This window comes from Bacillus sp. AF62 (assembly GCF_050312695.1).
In the GTDB taxonomy this organism is placed as follows: Bacteria; Bacillota; Bacilli; order Bacillales; family Bacillaceae_G; genus Bacillus_A; species Bacillus_A cereus.
In genome coordinates, this window is sequence record NZ_JBNPJZ010000090.1 from 14,602 (window position 1) to 32,171 (window position 17,570).

The following is a 17,570-nucleotide window of genomic DNA, read 5'->3' on the forward strand; positions in this document are numbered from 1 at the left end:
AAAAAACATCGGAGGCATTTCTCTAAAGTTTATGACTATGGCACTTTATTTTTACTGCGGAGGGCTATACATACCATTTCGAATCATATAATACTCCATCGCTTCATTAAGCCATGCCTCTTCTTCTTCCGCGTAAGGCGATGGCATCATATTATTATATTGTTCTTCTACATTCTCTAATTTACCTAAAGAATACATTGTCTCTTCACCAACATACTTAAGAGTCGCCTTCATATGTTCATCAACCAATTTTTGCACTTCTGAATCCTCAATTTGTCTTCCAAATAACCTTTTCGCTTCTTTTGCTAAACGTACAAACTCTTTATCAAGTGCTATGCCCTCTTCTTCCGACTTATTATATAATCCATCAGCCAATTCTTTTGATACATATCCTTCAAGCCATAAACGTTGTTCGTTTTCTTTTTGAATGCTGTTAATTAGACTCATTAATATGTCACTATCCAACTCTTCTTCTTCCTCAAGACATACCATTGTTCGTTCAAGCGCCTTTATCGAAACTTCAATGTGTCTTCTCTTTTCTTCAAAGGCTTTTCTTTGTTGTTCCAACGTTTCTTTTAAATTTACATTCAAACTTGGCATTTTCAGCATAACGCGTATTTCTTCTAAACTATATCCTAATACTTTAAGACTCACTATTTTCTGTAGTTCTAATATATCTTTTCCTTTGTACAAACGGTGACCAGAGCTAACATTCTTTCCAGGTTTAAGTAGTCCAATTTCATCGTAATATTGTAGTGTCCGTATTGATGTGCCTGTCCTCTTTGCAAACTCACCAATTGAACAGCCTTCCCTTTTGCTCATCTTACACTCCTCCTAACAATATGTTTACAAAAATCATACTCCCTCACGTAACTGTAGGTTCAAGTCTTTTTTCCAAAAGCATGAATCAAGTTCCTCACCGCATATATTAAACTATACCTTTTCTTAAGGAGGGCTTCCTTAATGCGTACTCCTTTATCCTTTGATAAAGACACTGCCATACTGTTAGCTTCTTGTTGTGAGTTAACGTATGAACAATATAAACAAAATGGTATTTTCGAAATACCAGATGGTTTTCAATATGTACAAGGGTTTCAAGGAAAAGCCATTCAAACAACAGAATGGTTCGGGTTTATATTAGAATCTGAGGATACAATTATCGTTGCCTTCAGGGGCACTCAAACAGACCCTGATTGGATTATTGACTCTCTCGTCAATCAAAAACCTTATCCTTATGCTTTAAATAGCGGAAATGTCCATAACGGCTTTCTCTCTATTTATGAGTCTTGTCGTGATTCTATTATGGATATGCTCGTATCATTGCCAGCCCATAAAAAACTGCTAGCTACTGGGCATAGTCTAGGTGGTGCGCTTGCCACATTACACATATTAGATGCACGTATAAATACTGCCTTCGCACAGTATGGACTTTATACATTCGCTTCTCCAAAAGTAGGAGATATCGCTTTTCGAAATTATTATAAACTACAAGTAGCTAGTAGCTTTCGTTTCGTCAACTTGTTCGATGTCGTTCCACTTCTCCCTCCCCGAAACATAAATTTTAATGATCATGATTGGGAGTATGCACACGTCCATCACAATATGACATTTACAAAAAATACAAAATCCATTACAAATAATCATTCCATTACAACATACAAAACATGTCTGACTTCTCATTTTTAACCAGTAAACAATTGGAAATAAAATATTCGTATACTATAATACTCTATGAAGTTATTTTTGGATGAGGGGACCTTACATGTTAAAATTTATCTTCACACTTTTTCTTATTGTAATTTTTACGGTCACAGGTTTCTTTACATTTTCATACTTTGCGACAGGAGAGTATGATGGGGCAGGTATCATATATACCACTGTTCCATGTCTTTCTTAAGCAAAATAAATAAAACGAGCTTAATTTTATTAAGCCCGTTTTATTTATTAATATCCATTTTTGTTGGTAAATCGATAATATATCTCCCAATATAGCAACTTCTTTAAAACTGTTTAACTGCATTACCAATACCCCAAATTTCATTGCTGTACTGCAAAATCGTTCGATCACTCGCAAAATGACCAGACTGTGCAATATTTAAAATCGACATTTCTAGCCACTTTGTTCGGTTCTCATAAGCTCTACCGACAGCTTCTTGTCTTTCAGCATATGGGCCAAAATCTCGCAGAACGAAATATTCATCATTTTGAATAACAAGAGAATCGTAAATCGCTTCAAATTCAGCTCCCGATTGTGCAAAGAAACCATTTGTTAATTGATCAACTACTTTTTTAATGTGTCTATTGTGGTGATAATAATCACTTGCACGATATCCACCATTTTGATAGTAATGAAGAACTTCTTCGGCCGTTAAACCGAAAATAAAACAGTTATCATCACCGACCCGGTCTTTTATTTCAACGTTAGCACCGTCTAGCGTTCCGAGTGTAATCGCACCATTCATCATAAATTTCATATTACCTGTTCCCGATGCTTCTTTACTCGCCGTTGAAATTTGTTCACTTACATCCGCCGCTGGGAATATATCTTCCGCTAAAGAAACTCGATAGTTTTCTAGAAAGATAACTTTCATATATTGACTGACATACGGGTCATTATTTACTTTTCTTGCGAGTTCATTTATTAATTTAATAATTTTTTTCGCGTAATAATAGCCAGGTGATGCTTTCGCTCCAAAAATAAAAGTACGCGGATAAAATGTAAAACTAGCATCCTCTTTCAAACGGTTATATAAATATAAAATATGAAGAACATTTAATAATTGTCGTTTATAAGCATGTAATCTTTTCACTTGCACATCAAAAATAGAATTTGGATCAATCGTAATCCCCATTGTATTATGAATACGCTCCGCTAAAATCTCTTTACGCTCTTGTTTTACCTCTGCAAATTTCTCTTGGAAACTCGCATCATATTGAACTAATTGTAGCTCTTGAAGCTTAATCGGTTCTTTCTTCCACTCCGTTCCAATCGCCTCTGAAATGAGATTTGTTAACTGTGGATTTGCTTTCATAAGCCAGCGCCTATGAGCAATTCCATTCGTCTTATTATTAAACTTATCTGGATAAAATTCATAAAACAATCGCATTTCCCGCTGCTTTAATATTTCCGTATGAATTTTTGCTACACCGTTTACGCTATGGCTACCGACAATTGCTAAATGAGCCATTTTCACAAGATCATGCGCAATAATTGCCATGTCTTCAATGCGATGCCATTCATAAGGATAACGTTCCCAAAGTTCATGACAGAAACGTTCATTAATCTCTTCAATAATCATATAAATTCTCGGTAATAATGGTTTAAAAATGTGAATTGGCCACTTTTCGAGCGCTTCTGATAACGTCGTATGATTCGTATAAGAAATCGTCTGCGTCGTTATGTGCCAAGCTTCTTCCCATGTTAACTTTTCTTCATCTAGTAAAATACGCATCAGTTCTGGAATTGCTAAAACCGGATGTGTATCGTTAATGTGAATCGCAATTTTTTCATGTAGTTGACGAAGGTCACCGTATCTTTCTCTATGCATTCGAACGATATTTTGTAAACTTGCTGATACGAGGAAATACTGTTGTTTTAAACGAAGTATTTTCCCCTCATCATGCGTATCATCTGGATATAAAAACTCCGATACAGCCTCTGTTTCGCGCTTATATTTCAAAATATCTTTGCAGTTTTGCGGGAACGGAACTGGTTCAGCATTCCAAAGTCTAAGTGTATTTACAGTACTCGTCTCATAGCCTACTACCGGCACATCATATGGCACTGCCATAATGACTTCTGCATTTGTATGCCTAAACTCTAAACGCCCGTCAATTTCTAGCGGTTCAACACTGCCGAAATAACTTACTTCCACAGCTTGATCATGCCTTCTTACTTCCCATACATTTTCATGAAGAAGCCACTGTTCTGGAAATTCAACTTGATAACCATCAACAATTTTCTGATCAAACAAACCATGTTTATAACGAATTCCACAGCCGTGTCCTGGCAAGTTTAAAGATGCAAGTGAATCGAGAAAACAGGCTGCTAAGCGTCCAAGCCCACCATTACCAAGGCCTGCATCTGCTTCCACTTCTTCTAACTCTTGCAACGAAATCCCTAGTTCAGATAACCCCTGCTCGCATACATCTCTAATACCTAAATTCAAGATGTTACTTCCAAGCAAACGTCCAAGCAAAAACTCAATAGACAAGTAATACATTTGCTTTTGCTCTCCGGATCGATAACTCTCATTCGTTGCAATCCATTGACTATTCATATACTCACGTACCATATGGCCGAGCGTATTATATTGATCACGAGTTGTAGAATCTTTGAAACTTTTCCCATACATCGTCTCTAACTTTTCTAGAAAAGTTGATTTAAAACTTTCAACATAAGTAAACATTTTTTCACCACCTACATGTTATTCCATGAGACTTTTATACAATTCCTTATAAGCAAGAGCCGATTGCTCCCAGCTATAATCTTCAGTCATCGCTTGTTTTACAAGCTGCTCCCACACTGGTTTATCGTGATAGAATTCAATTGCACGATGAATCGTATGCAGCATGTCATGTGCATTAAAATTCGTGAAACTGAAACCATTTCCTTCTCCAGTTTCTTCATCATAAGAATGTACCGTATCATTTAATCCACCTGTTTCTCTTACAATTGGAATCGTACCGTATGCTAATGCGATAAGTTGTCCAAGTCCACACGGTTCAAACAGCGATGGCATTAAAAACAAATCGCTTCCCGCATACACTTGGTGAGCTAATTCTTCATTAAATCCGATATAAACTTTTACCTTCTCCGGATACTCATATGCCATCCACTCAAAGAATTGCTCATATTCCGAATCACCTGAACCTAAAATAATACATTGTACATCTTCTTCCATTATTTCGCGGAATACAGTGCGTACTAAATCAAGACCTTTTTGCTTCGTTAATCTCGTTACCATTGAAATAATTGGTGTATCCTCTTTTTCTGGCAAACCAAAATAACGCTGCAAAGCGCGTTTATTTTCACTCTTTTCATATAATGACTCTGCATCATACTGAGCCTTAATATACGAATCCGTTTCTGGATTATATACGCTCGTATCAATACCATTTACAATGCCGCTAAGCTTATCATTATATTTTCGCAGTAATCCATCTAGCTTCTCACCGAAAAATTCATATTGAATTTCTTCTTTATACGTCGGGCTCACCGCTGTAATTTGATCCGAAGCGATAATACCGCCTTTCATAAAGTTTATGTTTCCATAAAACTCTAGCTGCTCACTATGAAAATATTCATCACCAAGCTCTAACAAGTCGTACATCACTTCAGGAGGAAATACACCTTGGAACTGCAAGTTATGAATCGTATATACCGTTTTAATACGCTCATATAACGGGTTATCTTGATACTTTTCACGAAGTAAGAAATTAACCATAGCCGTATGCCAATCGTGGCTATGAAGAACATCCACTTCAAAATCAAGGTGCGGAATACACTCTAACACTGCTTTTGAGAAATAAGAAAAACGCTCCCCGTCATCATAATGACCATACAGAGAATCTCTCTTAAAATAATATTCATTATCTATTAAGTAATACGTAATTCCGTCTTGCTCACCTTTTAAAATTCCACAATATTGATTTCTCCACCCAAGAGGGACGTTAATTACTTTATGTAACGTACATCCATCTCTTAACTTTTGCGGAATGAGACTATAATTCGGAAGTATAATACGAACATCCACTCCTAATTTTTTTAGCTCTTTTGGGAGCGCACCCGCTACATCAGCTAATCCTCCCGATTTCACAAACGGTACACATTCTGATACTGCAAATAAAATATTCACTTGTTGTCCCACTGCGCGAAAAGTTTTTATTACTCCTCTTGCAGCTTCCTCCCTTCGAGTTTTCATTTAAATTAAAACTTTAATCAGTGGAGGAAAAAGCCCCCACTGATTCTTTAGGAATAACTATTAATCGTACTGTTTTGTACGCTTCCTTTTTCTACAACATACGGCTCATCGGCGTTTCCTTTTAATACGACACCGTCACCAATTTTCACGTCTTTATCAATAATAACACCATCTATTATACAGTTATCTCCAATTTGGCTCTTTTGCATAATAATACTGTTACGAATAATTGAACCTTTTCCAATTTTAACCGAACGGGAAACAACACTGTTTTCGACTTCCCCTTCAATAATACTGCCATTTGCAATCATTGTATTTTTCACGACTGCACCCTTTAAATAACGAGTTGGTGGCTCATCTTTTACTTTCGTAAAGATCGGTGCTTCTTTCTTAAATAATTGCTTCCAAATAGCAGGTTGCAAAATTTCTAAGCTATGTTTATAGTAACTTTCGATCGAGTCAATAATTGCTACATATCCAGTATGTTCATATGTAGCAATATGTAATGATTTCCCGCGTTTTTCTCTCACTACATCAAATAAACTGTATTGCTCCACATCTTTATATGTCTCAAATAAATCTAATAATAATTGTTTCTTTAACACGTATGTTTGAAGCGAAACCCCTTCATGGCAAACTTCCGTAATATCAGCTGCCGTATGTATATGTCGCTCTAACACCGCTTGAAAATTTAATGCTGTTACAAGATGGCTATTCGTAATAACAACGTACTCTTCTCTGCTTCTTAGAAAATAATCAATATGTCTTCTAAAGTGTGCAAAAGACCCAAACTCATCTTGGTCACATTGGCAGTTTGGCGGGAATAAAAATAGTCCGTCTCGTTTTCTATCTAAATCCCACTGTTTCCCTGAACCGACATGGTCCATTAACGAACGGTTTTTATGGCTTGTAAAAACTGCCACACTATGAATACTAGAATTCACCATATTTGAAAGCATGAAATCAATGAGTCGATAACGGCCCCCAAACGGTAACGCCGCTAGTGAACGATGCCCTGTTACTTTCTTTAAGGAAGGAAAACTTCCCGTTGCATTAATAATCCCTAACATTTTTTCTCCCATTCATTTCATCCCCCTTTTCTATTTCCCTTCAGCAATTAATACTACATCGTCAACATTCTTTTCTGGACGAATGATTGTTCCATCTTCGATAACCATTTCTGATCCAACAATCGCTCTTTCAATCACAACATTTTTACCAATCTTGGCCCCTGGCATAACGACAGAATCAATTACCATACTACCTTCTTCCACCGTCACTCCTTGGAATAACACAGAATGCTTCACGTCCCCTTCAATGACGCACCCTTCGTTAATAAGCGATTCTTCTACTTTCGCCTTTTCAGCAATATATTGAGGCGGTTCGTTTGGATTGACAGAGTAAATACGCCAATTACGATCGTTTAAATTCAGTGATGTTTCATCGCGAAGCAAATCCATATTCGCTTCCCATAAGCTCTTCACCGTTCCAACATCTTTCCAATATCCTTCAAACGGGTACGCCATTAGCTTCTTCCCTTCATCTAATAAAAGCGGAAGGACGTCTTTTCCAAAATCGTTACTAGATTCAGGATTTCTTGCATCCATCTCTAAATACTCTTTCAAAATTGACCAATTAAAAATATAGATTCCCATCGATGCAAGATTACTTCTTGGAAATTGTGGTTTCTCTTCAAACTCAACAATCTCCATCTCTTCATTTGTATTCATAATGCCAAAGCGACTCGCTTCATCCCAAGGTACTTCAATAACAGAAATGGATACGTCCGATTCTTTCTCAATATGGTAATCTAGCATCTTACTGTAATCCATTTTATAAATATGGTCGCCTGATAAAATAAGAACATACTCCGGTTCATACTGACTTAAATAGTTTAAATTTTGATAAATGGCACTTGCCGTACCTGTATACCACTTAACCCCTGAAGACTCCGCATAAGGAGGTAATACTGTGACCCCACCGTTTACTCGGTCTAAATCCCACGCATTTCCGATTCCGATATAATTATGAAGTTCAAGTGGTTGATATTGCGTTAAAATCCCAACCGTTTCAATACCAGAATTCGCACAGTTACTTAGCGTAAAATCAATAATGCGATATTTACCACCAAATGGAACAGCTGGCTTGGCTAAATTTTTTGTTAATGCACTTAAACGACTACCTTTTCCCCCTGCTAGTAACATTGCTACGCACTTTTGTTTTTGAGCCATCTTGTTTTTTGCTCCCCTTTCTCGTCTTCACTGGTCGTAATATGGATACGCCAAATGGTGGAATTGTAATCTCTACATGCGCTGCTTGATTATGGTACGGTTCTAGAATCGTCTTAAGACGTTTCTTATTCACTTGCCCCGAACCGCCATATTGCTCAGCATCACTGTTTAAAATCTCGTTATAATACTCGAAATCTGGTACACCTACTTTATAGTTTTCATATGTAGCTTTCGTAAAATTACATACGACAACTAACGCATCTTCTTGTTTATCCCCTTGGCGGATAAAAGAGAAAATACTTTGCTCATTATTATTAGCATCAATCCACTGAAAACCTTCAGGTGAATGGTCAAGTTGCCAAAGTGGTTTTGAGCGCTTATACAATGCTATGAGCTCATTAAAGTAATCATGCATATAACGATGCATTTCAAAATCATGTAAATTCCAATCTAAATCTTCAAGGTCTTTCCACTCATCAAACTGTCCGAATTCTCCTCCCATGAAAAGTAACTTCTTTCCTGGGTGAGTAAAGAAATATCCATATAATAAACGAAGTTGAGCAAACTTATCCCAGTAATCACCTGGCATTTTATTTAATAACGACTTTTTCCCATGAACGACTTCATCATGAGAAAGCGGTAATATGAAGTTTTCAGAGTACGCATATAGTAAAGAAAACGTCATTTTCTCATGAATGTGTTTCCTATATTCAGGCGCACACTCCATATATTTCAGCACGTCATTCATCCAGCCCATGTTCCATTTGTAATTGAATCCAAGCCCACCTTCATACGTTGGAGTTGTTACAAGTGGCCAAGCTGTTGAATCTTCTGCCGTCATAAGAAAATCTTCATCCTCTGCAAACACTGCTTCATTTAACTCTCTTAAAAATGAAACAGCATGCTCATTACTTTGCTCTTGTCCTTCTTTATTCCAGTACAACATGTTCGCAACTGCATCAACTCTGAAACCATCAATATGGAAATATCTCATCCAAAATAACGCATTTGAAATTAAGAAATTACGTACCTCTCTCTTTCCTAAATCAAAATTGACAGTTCCCCATACTGGATTTTCTTGTACATCTTTATCTTTATATTCATAGGTCGGTGTACCATCAAACAAATATAAACCGTGAGCATCTTTACAAAAATGCCCCGGCACCCAATCTAAAATGACACCGATTCCATATTTATGACATTCGTCGACAAAATGCATTAAATCATGCGGCGTACCAAATCTACTCGTCGCTGCATAATATCCCGTTCCTTGGTATCCCCAAGAACGATCATATGGATGCTCAACAAGCGGCATAATTTCAATATGTGTAAATTGATGTTCCACCACATACGGGATGAGCTCTTCAACCATTTCCCTGTAAGAGTACAGCGTTCCATCTTCTTTCTTTTTCCAAGAACCAAAATGTAATTCATAAACTGTCATCGCTTCTTTATAAATCGATTTTTTCTTTTTCTTACGATTCCAGTTTTTATCATTCCATTCATATCCTTTTATATCAAAAACTACAGATGCCGTATTCGGTCTTACTTCTGCATATACAGCATACGGATCTGCCTTTAAAATGACGTCACCAGCCAACGTTTCAATCGCATATTTATATATTTCTCCTTCTTCAATATGCGGTATAAATAAGGACCAAATGCCTTCTTCTGTCACTTGTAGCATCTTATGTTGCTCATAATCCCACTCATTAAAATCCCCAACAACACTCATTGCTTTCGCATGAGGAGCCCACACTGTAAATCGTACCCCTTGAATCTCATCTTCCGTCACAACATGCGCGCCAAAGATGTTATAACTTTCATAGTACTTTTCTGTATGAAACTCATCTCGTTTCACTTCTTCACAATTTATTACATTCAATATGCTCACCTCACTTAGATGACAGAATTTTTTATACTTTAACTATTTCTGCGAAAAACTGCAATATCCTTGTTAATTTATAAAAAACATTCGTTTTTTTCTTAAAAATGTTAGTTTTTCTTCACATTTCCGTGTAAAATATCGAATTTTGACGAATATTCATTGTAAACGCTTCATTCTACTTCTATATTTCCTCCTATTATTTTTTTCTCAACCTTTATTTTATTAGGTTTATACTATTTTTCATGCTATTTTCCACTCAAAATCAAAACAAAATAATCTGTAATAAAAAAATGTTTCTCAACATTTTTTGTCATATTTTTATTGAAACGCGAAATTCATAAGCATATACTTGTTCTCAATAAAGAACTACGATCTTTCGTAACTATAATTCATAGCGGACTACTATGTTTACTTATTTATCCTTGTTGCAAACGGTTGCTATACAAATTTAACTAGGAGGCTTTCTTATGTCATTAAAACAAAAAGTAGGAATGGGAATTATCACCGCTTCACTTGGCTTATCCCTTACATTCGGCGGTGTATTCGCCTATTTCAGTGATTCAGAAACATCAAGTAACTCATTTCAAGCTGGAACACTAGATCTTTCTATTAATCCAAGTGTAATCGTTAATGTGAAAGATTTAAAACCAGGTGATTTTATTGAAAGGAACTTCAAGCTTGAAAATAAAGGTACATTGGATATTGCAAAAGTAGCACTTGAAACATCATATGAAGTTACAGATGCAACGCAAAATAATGTCGGTGAAGATTTAGGTGATCACATTATCGTCAAGTTTCTAGTGAATGATGGACAGCCATCTAATCCAAACGATGATCATGAAATTTTGTGGGAAACAAAACTATCAGAATTAAAAACTATGAAACCTGAAGATGTCGCTACGTCTCTAGAACGTTATAACTTAATAGATGGTATTAAATCTGGTGAAACAGATTACTTACATGTCCTCTTCTCATTTGAAGATAACGACCAAGATCAAAATAGATTTCAAGGTGATTCCCTGCAGCTAAACTGGACATTCCATGCTGAGCAAACAGCAGGTGTGGAGAAATAATTTTTAAAAATATATATTACCGGAGGCCTATAAATGAAAAAGAAAAACCGTTTTGTTACTGGAATTGTAACGGCTGGCGTTCTGTTTTCAACTGCCATTCCGTTCAATGTACTTGCTGAAAGTCCTATTAACCAAATTGAATCTTCAAATGCTCATTCTATATTATCGAAGCTTTCTAAAGAACAACGCCTAGCATTACAAACGGTAGATGCCAACCCTGGTTTTACAATTTCACCAGATATTAATACGAGTAGTTCTGAGCCTGTAAATATCATCGTAGAATTTCAAACTGCTCCAGTAAAGATTAATGAATTAAAACAAAAAGAAAAAGGATTACAGTCTGCTCCTGAAAATACAAAAGCACGTATTGATCAAGAACATGAAGAATTCGAAAAAGGACTAAAACGTCTTTATCAATTCAGCCCATCAGTAAAATCAGGAAACTTCCAGTCTGTACAAATTAAACGTTCTTATAAGCATGCGATAAATGGTGTTGCGATGACATTACCAGCAAATACAGTTGAAGAGTTGTTACGAATTGGTGTTGTAAAACGCATTTGGAAAGATTACGAAGTGAAATTAAATTTACCAAAACAAGCTGAGCAAAAAGCACCTCAAAAACTAACAGATAGCATCCCGCAAATTGGAGTAGATAAGTTACATAGTGAGGGCATTACCGGAAAAGGAATTAAAGTTGGTGTATTAGATACAGGTATTGATTACAATCATCCTGACTTAAAAGACGTATATAAAGGCTATCGCGCAAAACCTGGTGAGGACTCTAGCAAAGTAGACCCAAACTCAGTAAAGGGTTGGGACTTTATTAATAACGATGCAGATCCAATGGAAACTACTTATTCAGAATGGCAAAAATCTGGTGCTCCTGAATTTGATAGCCGCGGTTCTTCCTTCTACACAGCCCACAGCACTCACGTAGCAGGTATCGTTTCTGCTCAAAAGAAGAACCAATCTGATTCAGCAGTAAAAGGTGTTGCACCTGACATTGAACTGTATAACTATCGTGTACTCGGTCCATACGGAAGTGGAGATAGTTCAGGTATTATCGCTGCAATTGATAAATCTATTTCTGACGGTATGAACGTTATTAACTTATCGTTAGGTGATGATAGCAACAATCCTCTTGATCCAACATCTATCGCTGTTAATAACGCGATGCTTTCAGGCGTTGTTACAGTCGTTGCTGCTGGTAACTCTGGACCGAATCCATCAACACTCGGATCACCAGGTGCTTCGCCATTTGCTATTACGGTTGGAGCCAGTGATAGCTCTATTTCCTTACCAAAACTATCAGGTCATGCTGGACAATTACAATTCCCTAACCTAATTTTGTTCGGCAAAAACTTCACTGATAAAATAGAAGATTTTAAGGGACAAACTTTACCTATTGAATCTGTAGGAATCGGTACGCCTGACGAGTTTAGTAAAAAAGATGTAAAAGGAAAAATCGCTCTCGTTGCACGTGGTACAACCTCATTTGATGAAAAAATTGCTAACGCAAAACAAGCAGGTGCAAAGGCCGTTATTATTTATAACAACGTGGATGGAGAAATTCCTTTCTACGTTGGTGAAAGCACAAAATACATTCCATCATTCCGCCTAACGAAAGAAGACGGTGAAAAACTAAAAGCTCAAATTGAACAAGGTAGCACATCCTTAACTTTCGATGAAATTAATTACATTCAAACAGAAGGCGATCATCTTGCAGACTTTAGCTCACGCGGTCCTGTTACAGCAAATGATGATATTAAGCCTGATATTACAGCGCCTGGTGTCGCTGTCCTTTCAACAGTTCCTGAATATATTAACGACCCGCAAGAGGGTGAAAACTACGCTGTTTCCTATGAGCGTATGCAAGGAACATCTATGGCTTCCCCTCATATTGCTGGCGTTGCTGCTCTAATTTTACAAGAACACCCAGACTACTCTCCGTTCGATGTAAAAGCGTCTCTAATGAACACAGCTGATGATTTAAAAGAAAAATATTCGGTGTATGAAGTTGGAGCTGGGCGAGTAGATGCTTACAACGCCGTTCGTACAGAAACAAGCTTTAAAGTATTAGATACGACACAAAATGTTGTAAATGATGAAGTAATTGAAGTGCCCGAAGAAACTGGATCTATTGCATTCGGTAAGTTTTATCAAAAAGACGGTGAAGCTCTTGAACAAAAACGAAATATAAAAGTAACTAATCATAATAAACAAGAGAAAAAAGAATTTAAAACAGAAATTTCTTATACACCGGCTTCTTCTACTATTAACGATGCTGTCGCAAACGGTGTAAAAATCTCAGCTCCAGAAACAATTACTCTTGATGCTGGCAAAGCAGATGAAATTGAAGCAAAAATTAATGTTCCGGCCAGTGTAAAACAAGGCCGATATGAAGGATATATTCATATTACGAACACGAAAAATAAAGAAGAAACATATCAAATCCCATTCTCTATTCGTGTATCAGAGCCTGGTATTGAAAATGCAATACTATCAAGAAAAGCAATTTCAACTGATACATCTAAATTTAATCCATACGGTGAATCGTATGTTCACGGGGCATTCCAATTAAACAGCGAACTTGAAACGTTAGATCTTATCGTAAAAGATTCCAAAACAGATAAAGCTCTGGGCTTCATTGGGACATTAAACACAAGTGGACTAAAAACTGATGTGTATTACTACTTAGACTCATTCTTTAATGGAAAAGTGTATCCTTTTACAAATGATCCTGCAAAACCAATTGGTGATGAGAAAATCAACTTACCAGAAGGAGACTACACAATTGAGTTTGTCGGTTATGATAAGGCTGGGAAAGCACGTGTAAAAGGTGATTATGTTGTAATTGATAATACCCCACCAGAAGTGAAACTAACTGGATTAAAACCTGGTATTTACGAGTTAAATGAAGAAAATTATACAGTAGAAGATGGCAAAAAAGCACTATGGATTAAAGGAAATGTATACGATTCAAACGTTGACTACTTAAAAGGAAAAGGATTAAACATTACGCAAGAAGCGAATGGCGTTATGTACTATGACTATTCTCCATACTTGCATAAGTTTTTACCGATTAATGCAAATGGCGACTTTAAAGTTGGCATTACACCTGACTCCTTCAGAACGGAAGGTCCAATGAACACAGGCGTATATATTTTCGATTATGCAACTGCAGGAGCTGACTATCCAAGCGGTGTAAATAACTACTGGTTTATCCCACAAGGTGCTCAATATGCGAAAGCTAGTTACGATAAAAAAGAATTATATAAAAATGACGAGTTCACAGTAACACTAAACGCAAAACACGTAAAACAATTTGTTGCTGGGCAATTTAATGTAAACTTCCTAGAGAAGAACTTCAAATTTGCAAATGCGAAATTTAATCCTGCTTTTGAAAAGCTACTTTCCGAAAAAGGAGTAACCGCAAAAGTAAATGAACCGAAACTAGAGGCAGGTTCGGTTACAGTTGGTGGCGCTATCGATGACAAAAACTTTGCTGGATTAGATGGTGATTTCCCGTTCATTGATGTAACTTTCAAAGTAGAAAATGATGAATTTTATGAAGCAAACGCTCAATTAGAGTCACCAATTTTTGTTTACTGGAAACAAGGTGAATCAGAACCAAATAGAATGCGTGTACTTCAAGAACAAACATTCTCAGTTATGTCCTTAAATTCACTAGTAGAAGGAAATATTAAACCTAGTGCATTCTTAAATGAACGTGGATATTTAGATGAAAAGTTTGATTATGCAAAGCTTGGCGTAAAAGTATACGCAACTGATTCTTACCGTCATAAGTTTGAAGGCTCACTAGATAAATATGGGTACTTCAAACTAAATGGACTTCCAGTTAATAAACGCGACTATAACCTATATGTAGAAGTGCCAGGACATTTAACAAGCCGCCTAACAACGAAACTTGGTACTGAAAAAGACGGTAAGCTGCTTGGCCAATATTATTATGCAAGACCTGACGAAAACCTTGCCGGCGATGTAAATGCTGATAAAGTAATCGATATTAAAGATGCTGAAATTATCGCTAGCAACTATGGTAAAAAAGGACTAACTGTAAAAGACGGAGACCTTAATAAAGATGGGATTGTCGACGAAAAAGATATTCGCTTCGTTGAAAAGAACTTCTTGAAAAAAGGGCCAGATGCATCTAAATCACAAACACCTGTAGAAAAATCAAAAAGCGGTACACTGACAGATATTTTAAAGAAATTGGGATTAACGCCTAAAAAATGATAAAGTGAAACTTTAATCAGTGGGGGGTGTTCATCCCCCACTGATTATTAGTTGAACCAATCGGGCTTTTACGGGCAGTTGATCACCAAACTAACTTCTTTGCTTTCGCTGCATTTTGAGGTGGGGATCTTACTGCCCGTTAATGCGGGATAATAAAGAGCACTCTACGTAAAGTAGAGTGCTCTTTTCTATAAACGACCCTTATCCAGCAAAAGGGGTATATTGGGGATATACAAGGGAAACCGGAAAAGGAATTTATATTAAATTATATAAGTTCAGAGGTAAGAAGCAGTTTCCCACCTCTGAATTATTTAGCAATTATTATAGTACTGGTGCCATTGTTTCTTTTAATACTTTTACAGAATGAGCGAATTTCGCTTTTTCATCTTCATTTAGCTCAAGTTCTACGATTTCACGTACACCTTCGCGGTTAATTACAGCTGGAACACCTACGTAAGAATCTTTCTCTCCGTATTGACCTTCAAGGTATGCAGATACAGTTAATACGCTGTTCTCGTTGTTTAAGATTGCTTTAGTTACACGAAGTAGTGACATACCGATTCCGTAGTAAGTTGCACCTTTACGCTCGATAATATGGTAAGCTGCATCACGTACGTTTTCGAAGATTTTATCTAAGTCTTCTTGATTGTACTGTTCGTTGTTAGCTAAGATTGTTTCTAGTTTTTGTACACCGATAGTAGCGTGGCTCCATACTGGAAGTTCAGTGTCACCGTGTTCACCAACGATATAAGCATGAACGTTACGTGGATCTACATCTAAGTAGTCACCTAACATGTAACGGAAACGAGCAGAGTCTAAAGTAGTACCAGAACCGATTACGCGCTCTTTTGGTAAACCAGATTCTTTCCAAGTTACGTAAGTTAAAATGTCAACTGGGTTAGTTGCGATTAAGAAGATTCCATCGAATCCACTATCCATAATACCGTGAACGATTTGTTTAAAGATCTTTGTATTTTTCTCAACTAAGTCTAAACGAGTTTCACCTGGCTTTTGTGGTAATCCAGCAGTGATAACTACTAAATCTGCATCTTTACAATCTGCATAGCTACCGCTCCAAACTTTTGTTGGTGATGGAGAGAATGGTACCGCATGGCTTAAGTCCATTGCTTCCCCTTCTGCTTTTGCTTCATTAACATCTACTAATACGAACTCTTCAGCTACACCTTGGTTGATCATTGAGTAAGCGTAACTACAACCTACAGCTCCTGTTCCTACTAATACTACACGATTGATACCTTTTTTCATGGTAATTTCCCCTCTCTATTGTTCACATCTATTTTTTATGATTGTTTAAGTAATTAATTAAAATACTAATTTAATGTTGTTTAACTTCTTTACATTCATATTGTAGCACGTATTATTGTGAATTACTTCACAAATTATGACCTATTTGTGAACTTTTTCACATAGAGTGTAAAGTTATTAGAATAGGTGTGGAATCAATTTCAATGGAGGCGTTTTCTTTAGATTGTGAAAGGGATTTTCTTATGTTTTTGTCGGTAAGTGAAATTATATCGGCGATTTTTAGAATATATCGACCGTAACTCCAAATATATCAGCGATTATTGAAATTTATCGATCGTAACTCAAATTATATCAGCGATTTTTGCAATATATCGACTTACCGACAAAACTCGACAATAATGACAACCTAAAAAAGCTGTCTTCTATATATTATTTATTTTCCACAGTAGCTCCCGGATGTATTTTCATCGGTTTCTCCAAGTATAGGAGGCTACAGTCATACTTCCTTCATATCCATACAGGTCCAAATAAATAACATGATTGTATTTACGGCTCTCTATGTACCTAACTGCAACAGCGAATACTTCATATTTCTTCTATTGCATAAAAAAGCAGACTATCCAAAGTCTACTTTTATACAACAAAAAAGAGATAGCAGATTATGCTATCTCTTTTAGTATGACCCGTACGGGATTCGAACCCGTGTTACCGCCGTGAAAGGGCGGTGTCTTAACCACTTGACCAACGGGCCAATTACTGGCAGAGAAGAAGGGATTCGAACCCTCGCACCGCGTTCGCGATCTACTCCCTTAGCAGGGGAGCCCCTTGAGCCACTTGGGTACTTCTCTATAAATATGGCTCCGCAGGTAGGACTCGAACCTACGACCGATCGGTTAACAGCCGATAGCTCTACCACTGAGCTACTGCGGAA

At 36.8% G+C, this 17,570-nt stretch carries 11 protein-coding genes and 3 tRNA genes; 4 read left to right on the plus strand and 10 right to left on the minus strand.

Annotation, left to right across the window (positions count from 1 at the left end; translation table 11 throughout):
- Positions 1–51: 51 nt before the first annotated feature.
- Entirely contained in the window at positions 52–822 is a 771-nt protein-coding gene (locus ACQRBL_RS24370) for a MerR family transcriptional regulator (protein WP_023523258.1), read from the minus strand.
- Between the two features lie 141 nt (positions 823–963).
- Between ACQRBL_RS24370 and ACQRBL_RS24375 the strand changes: the two genes are divergently transcribed.
- Together ACQRBL_RS24375 and ACQRBL_RS24380 are read left to right on the plus strand one after the other, a co-directional pair.
- Entirely contained in the window at positions 964–1,686 is a 723-nt protein-coding gene (locus ACQRBL_RS24375) for a lipase family protein (RefSeq protein WP_001260112.1), read from the plus strand.
- Between the two features lie 76 nt (positions 1,687–1,762).
- On the plus strand, positions 1,763–1,897 hold the full coding sequence (locus ACQRBL_RS24380; protein ID WP_000911077.1) for a hypothetical protein: 135 nt from the start codon (positions 1,763–1,765) through the stop codon (positions 1,895–1,897).
- Positions 1,898–2,000: 103 nt separating this feature from the next.
- Here the strand turns inward: ACQRBL_RS24380 and glgP are convergent, their stop codons facing one another.
- The 5 genes from glgP to glgB form a co-directional block, all read right to left on the minus strand.
- Positions 2,001–4,409, minus strand: a complete 2,409-nt coding sequence (gene glgP / locus ACQRBL_RS24385) for a glycogen phosphorylase (protein ID WP_411996547.1) — start codon at positions 4,407–4,409, stop codon at positions 2,001–2,003.
- A gap of 18 nt (positions 4,410–4,427) precedes the next feature.
- On the minus strand, positions 4,428–5,858 hold the full coding sequence (glgA, locus tag ACQRBL_RS24390; protein WP_071731787.1) for a glycogen synthase GlgA: 1,431 nt from the start codon (positions 5,856–5,858) through the stop codon (positions 4,428–4,430).
- Between the two features lie 113 nt (positions 5,859–5,971).
- Positions 5,972–7,006, minus strand: a complete 1,035-nt coding sequence (gene glgD, locus ACQRBL_RS24395) for a glucose-1-phosphate adenylyltransferase subunit GlgD (RefSeq protein ID WP_000504170.1) — start codon at positions 7,004–7,006, stop codon at positions 5,972–5,974.
- An 18-nt stretch (positions 7,007–7,024) separates the two neighbouring features.
- Positions 7,025–8,155, minus strand: a complete 1,131-nt coding sequence (glgC, locus tag ACQRBL_RS24400; RefSeq protein WP_000057604.1) for a glucose-1-phosphate adenylyltransferase — start codon at positions 8,153–8,155, stop codon at positions 7,025–7,027.
- Complete coding sequence (gene glgB / locus ACQRBL_RS24405) at positions 8,103–10,040, minus strand: 1,4-alpha-glucan branching protein GlgB (RefSeq protein WP_001100881.1); 1,938 nt, start codon at positions 10,038–10,040, stop codon at positions 8,103–8,105. Before glgB ends, glgC begins: the two co-directional genes overlap by 53 nt.
- A 470-nt stretch (positions 10,041–10,510) precedes the next feature.
- On the opposite strand from glgB, the gene ACQRBL_RS24410 reads away from it, so the two are divergent.
- Positions 10,511–11,116: a TasA family protein gene (locus tag ACQRBL_RS24410; protein ID WP_411996546.1), complete on the plus strand. Its 606-nt coding sequence runs from the start codon at positions 10,511–10,513 to the stop codon at positions 11,114–11,116.
- A gap of 33 nt (positions 11,117–11,149) precedes the next feature.
- A complete protein-coding gene (locus ACQRBL_RS24415; RefSeq protein ID WP_411996545.1) occupies positions 11,150–15,373 on the plus strand; it encodes a S8 family serine peptidase in 4,224 nt (1,407 codons plus the stop codon).
- A 321-nt stretch (positions 15,374–15,694) separates the two neighbouring features.
- Here ACQRBL_RS24415 and ACQRBL_RS24420 read toward each other — a convergent pair whose 3' ends face one another.
- From ACQRBL_RS24420 to ACQRBL_RS24435, 4 genes are all read right to left on the minus strand, one after another.
- On the minus strand, positions 15,695–16,639 hold the full coding sequence (locus ACQRBL_RS24420; RefSeq protein ID WP_411996544.1) for an L-lactate dehydrogenase: 945 nt from the start codon (positions 16,637–16,639) through the stop codon (positions 15,695–15,697).
- A 679-nt stretch (positions 16,640–17,318) separates the two neighbouring features.
- Positions 17,319–17,390, minus strand: a tRNA-Glu gene (locus ACQRBL_RS24425).
- Positions 17,391–17,396: 6 nt separating this feature from the next.
- Positions 17,397–17,487 (minus strand) — tRNA-Ser (locus ACQRBL_RS24430).
- Between the two features lie 7 nt (positions 17,488–17,494).
- Positions 17,495–17,569: transfer RNA gene (locus tag ACQRBL_RS24435), tRNA-Asn, on the minus strand.
- Between the last annotated feature and the right edge of the window lies 1 nt (position 17,570).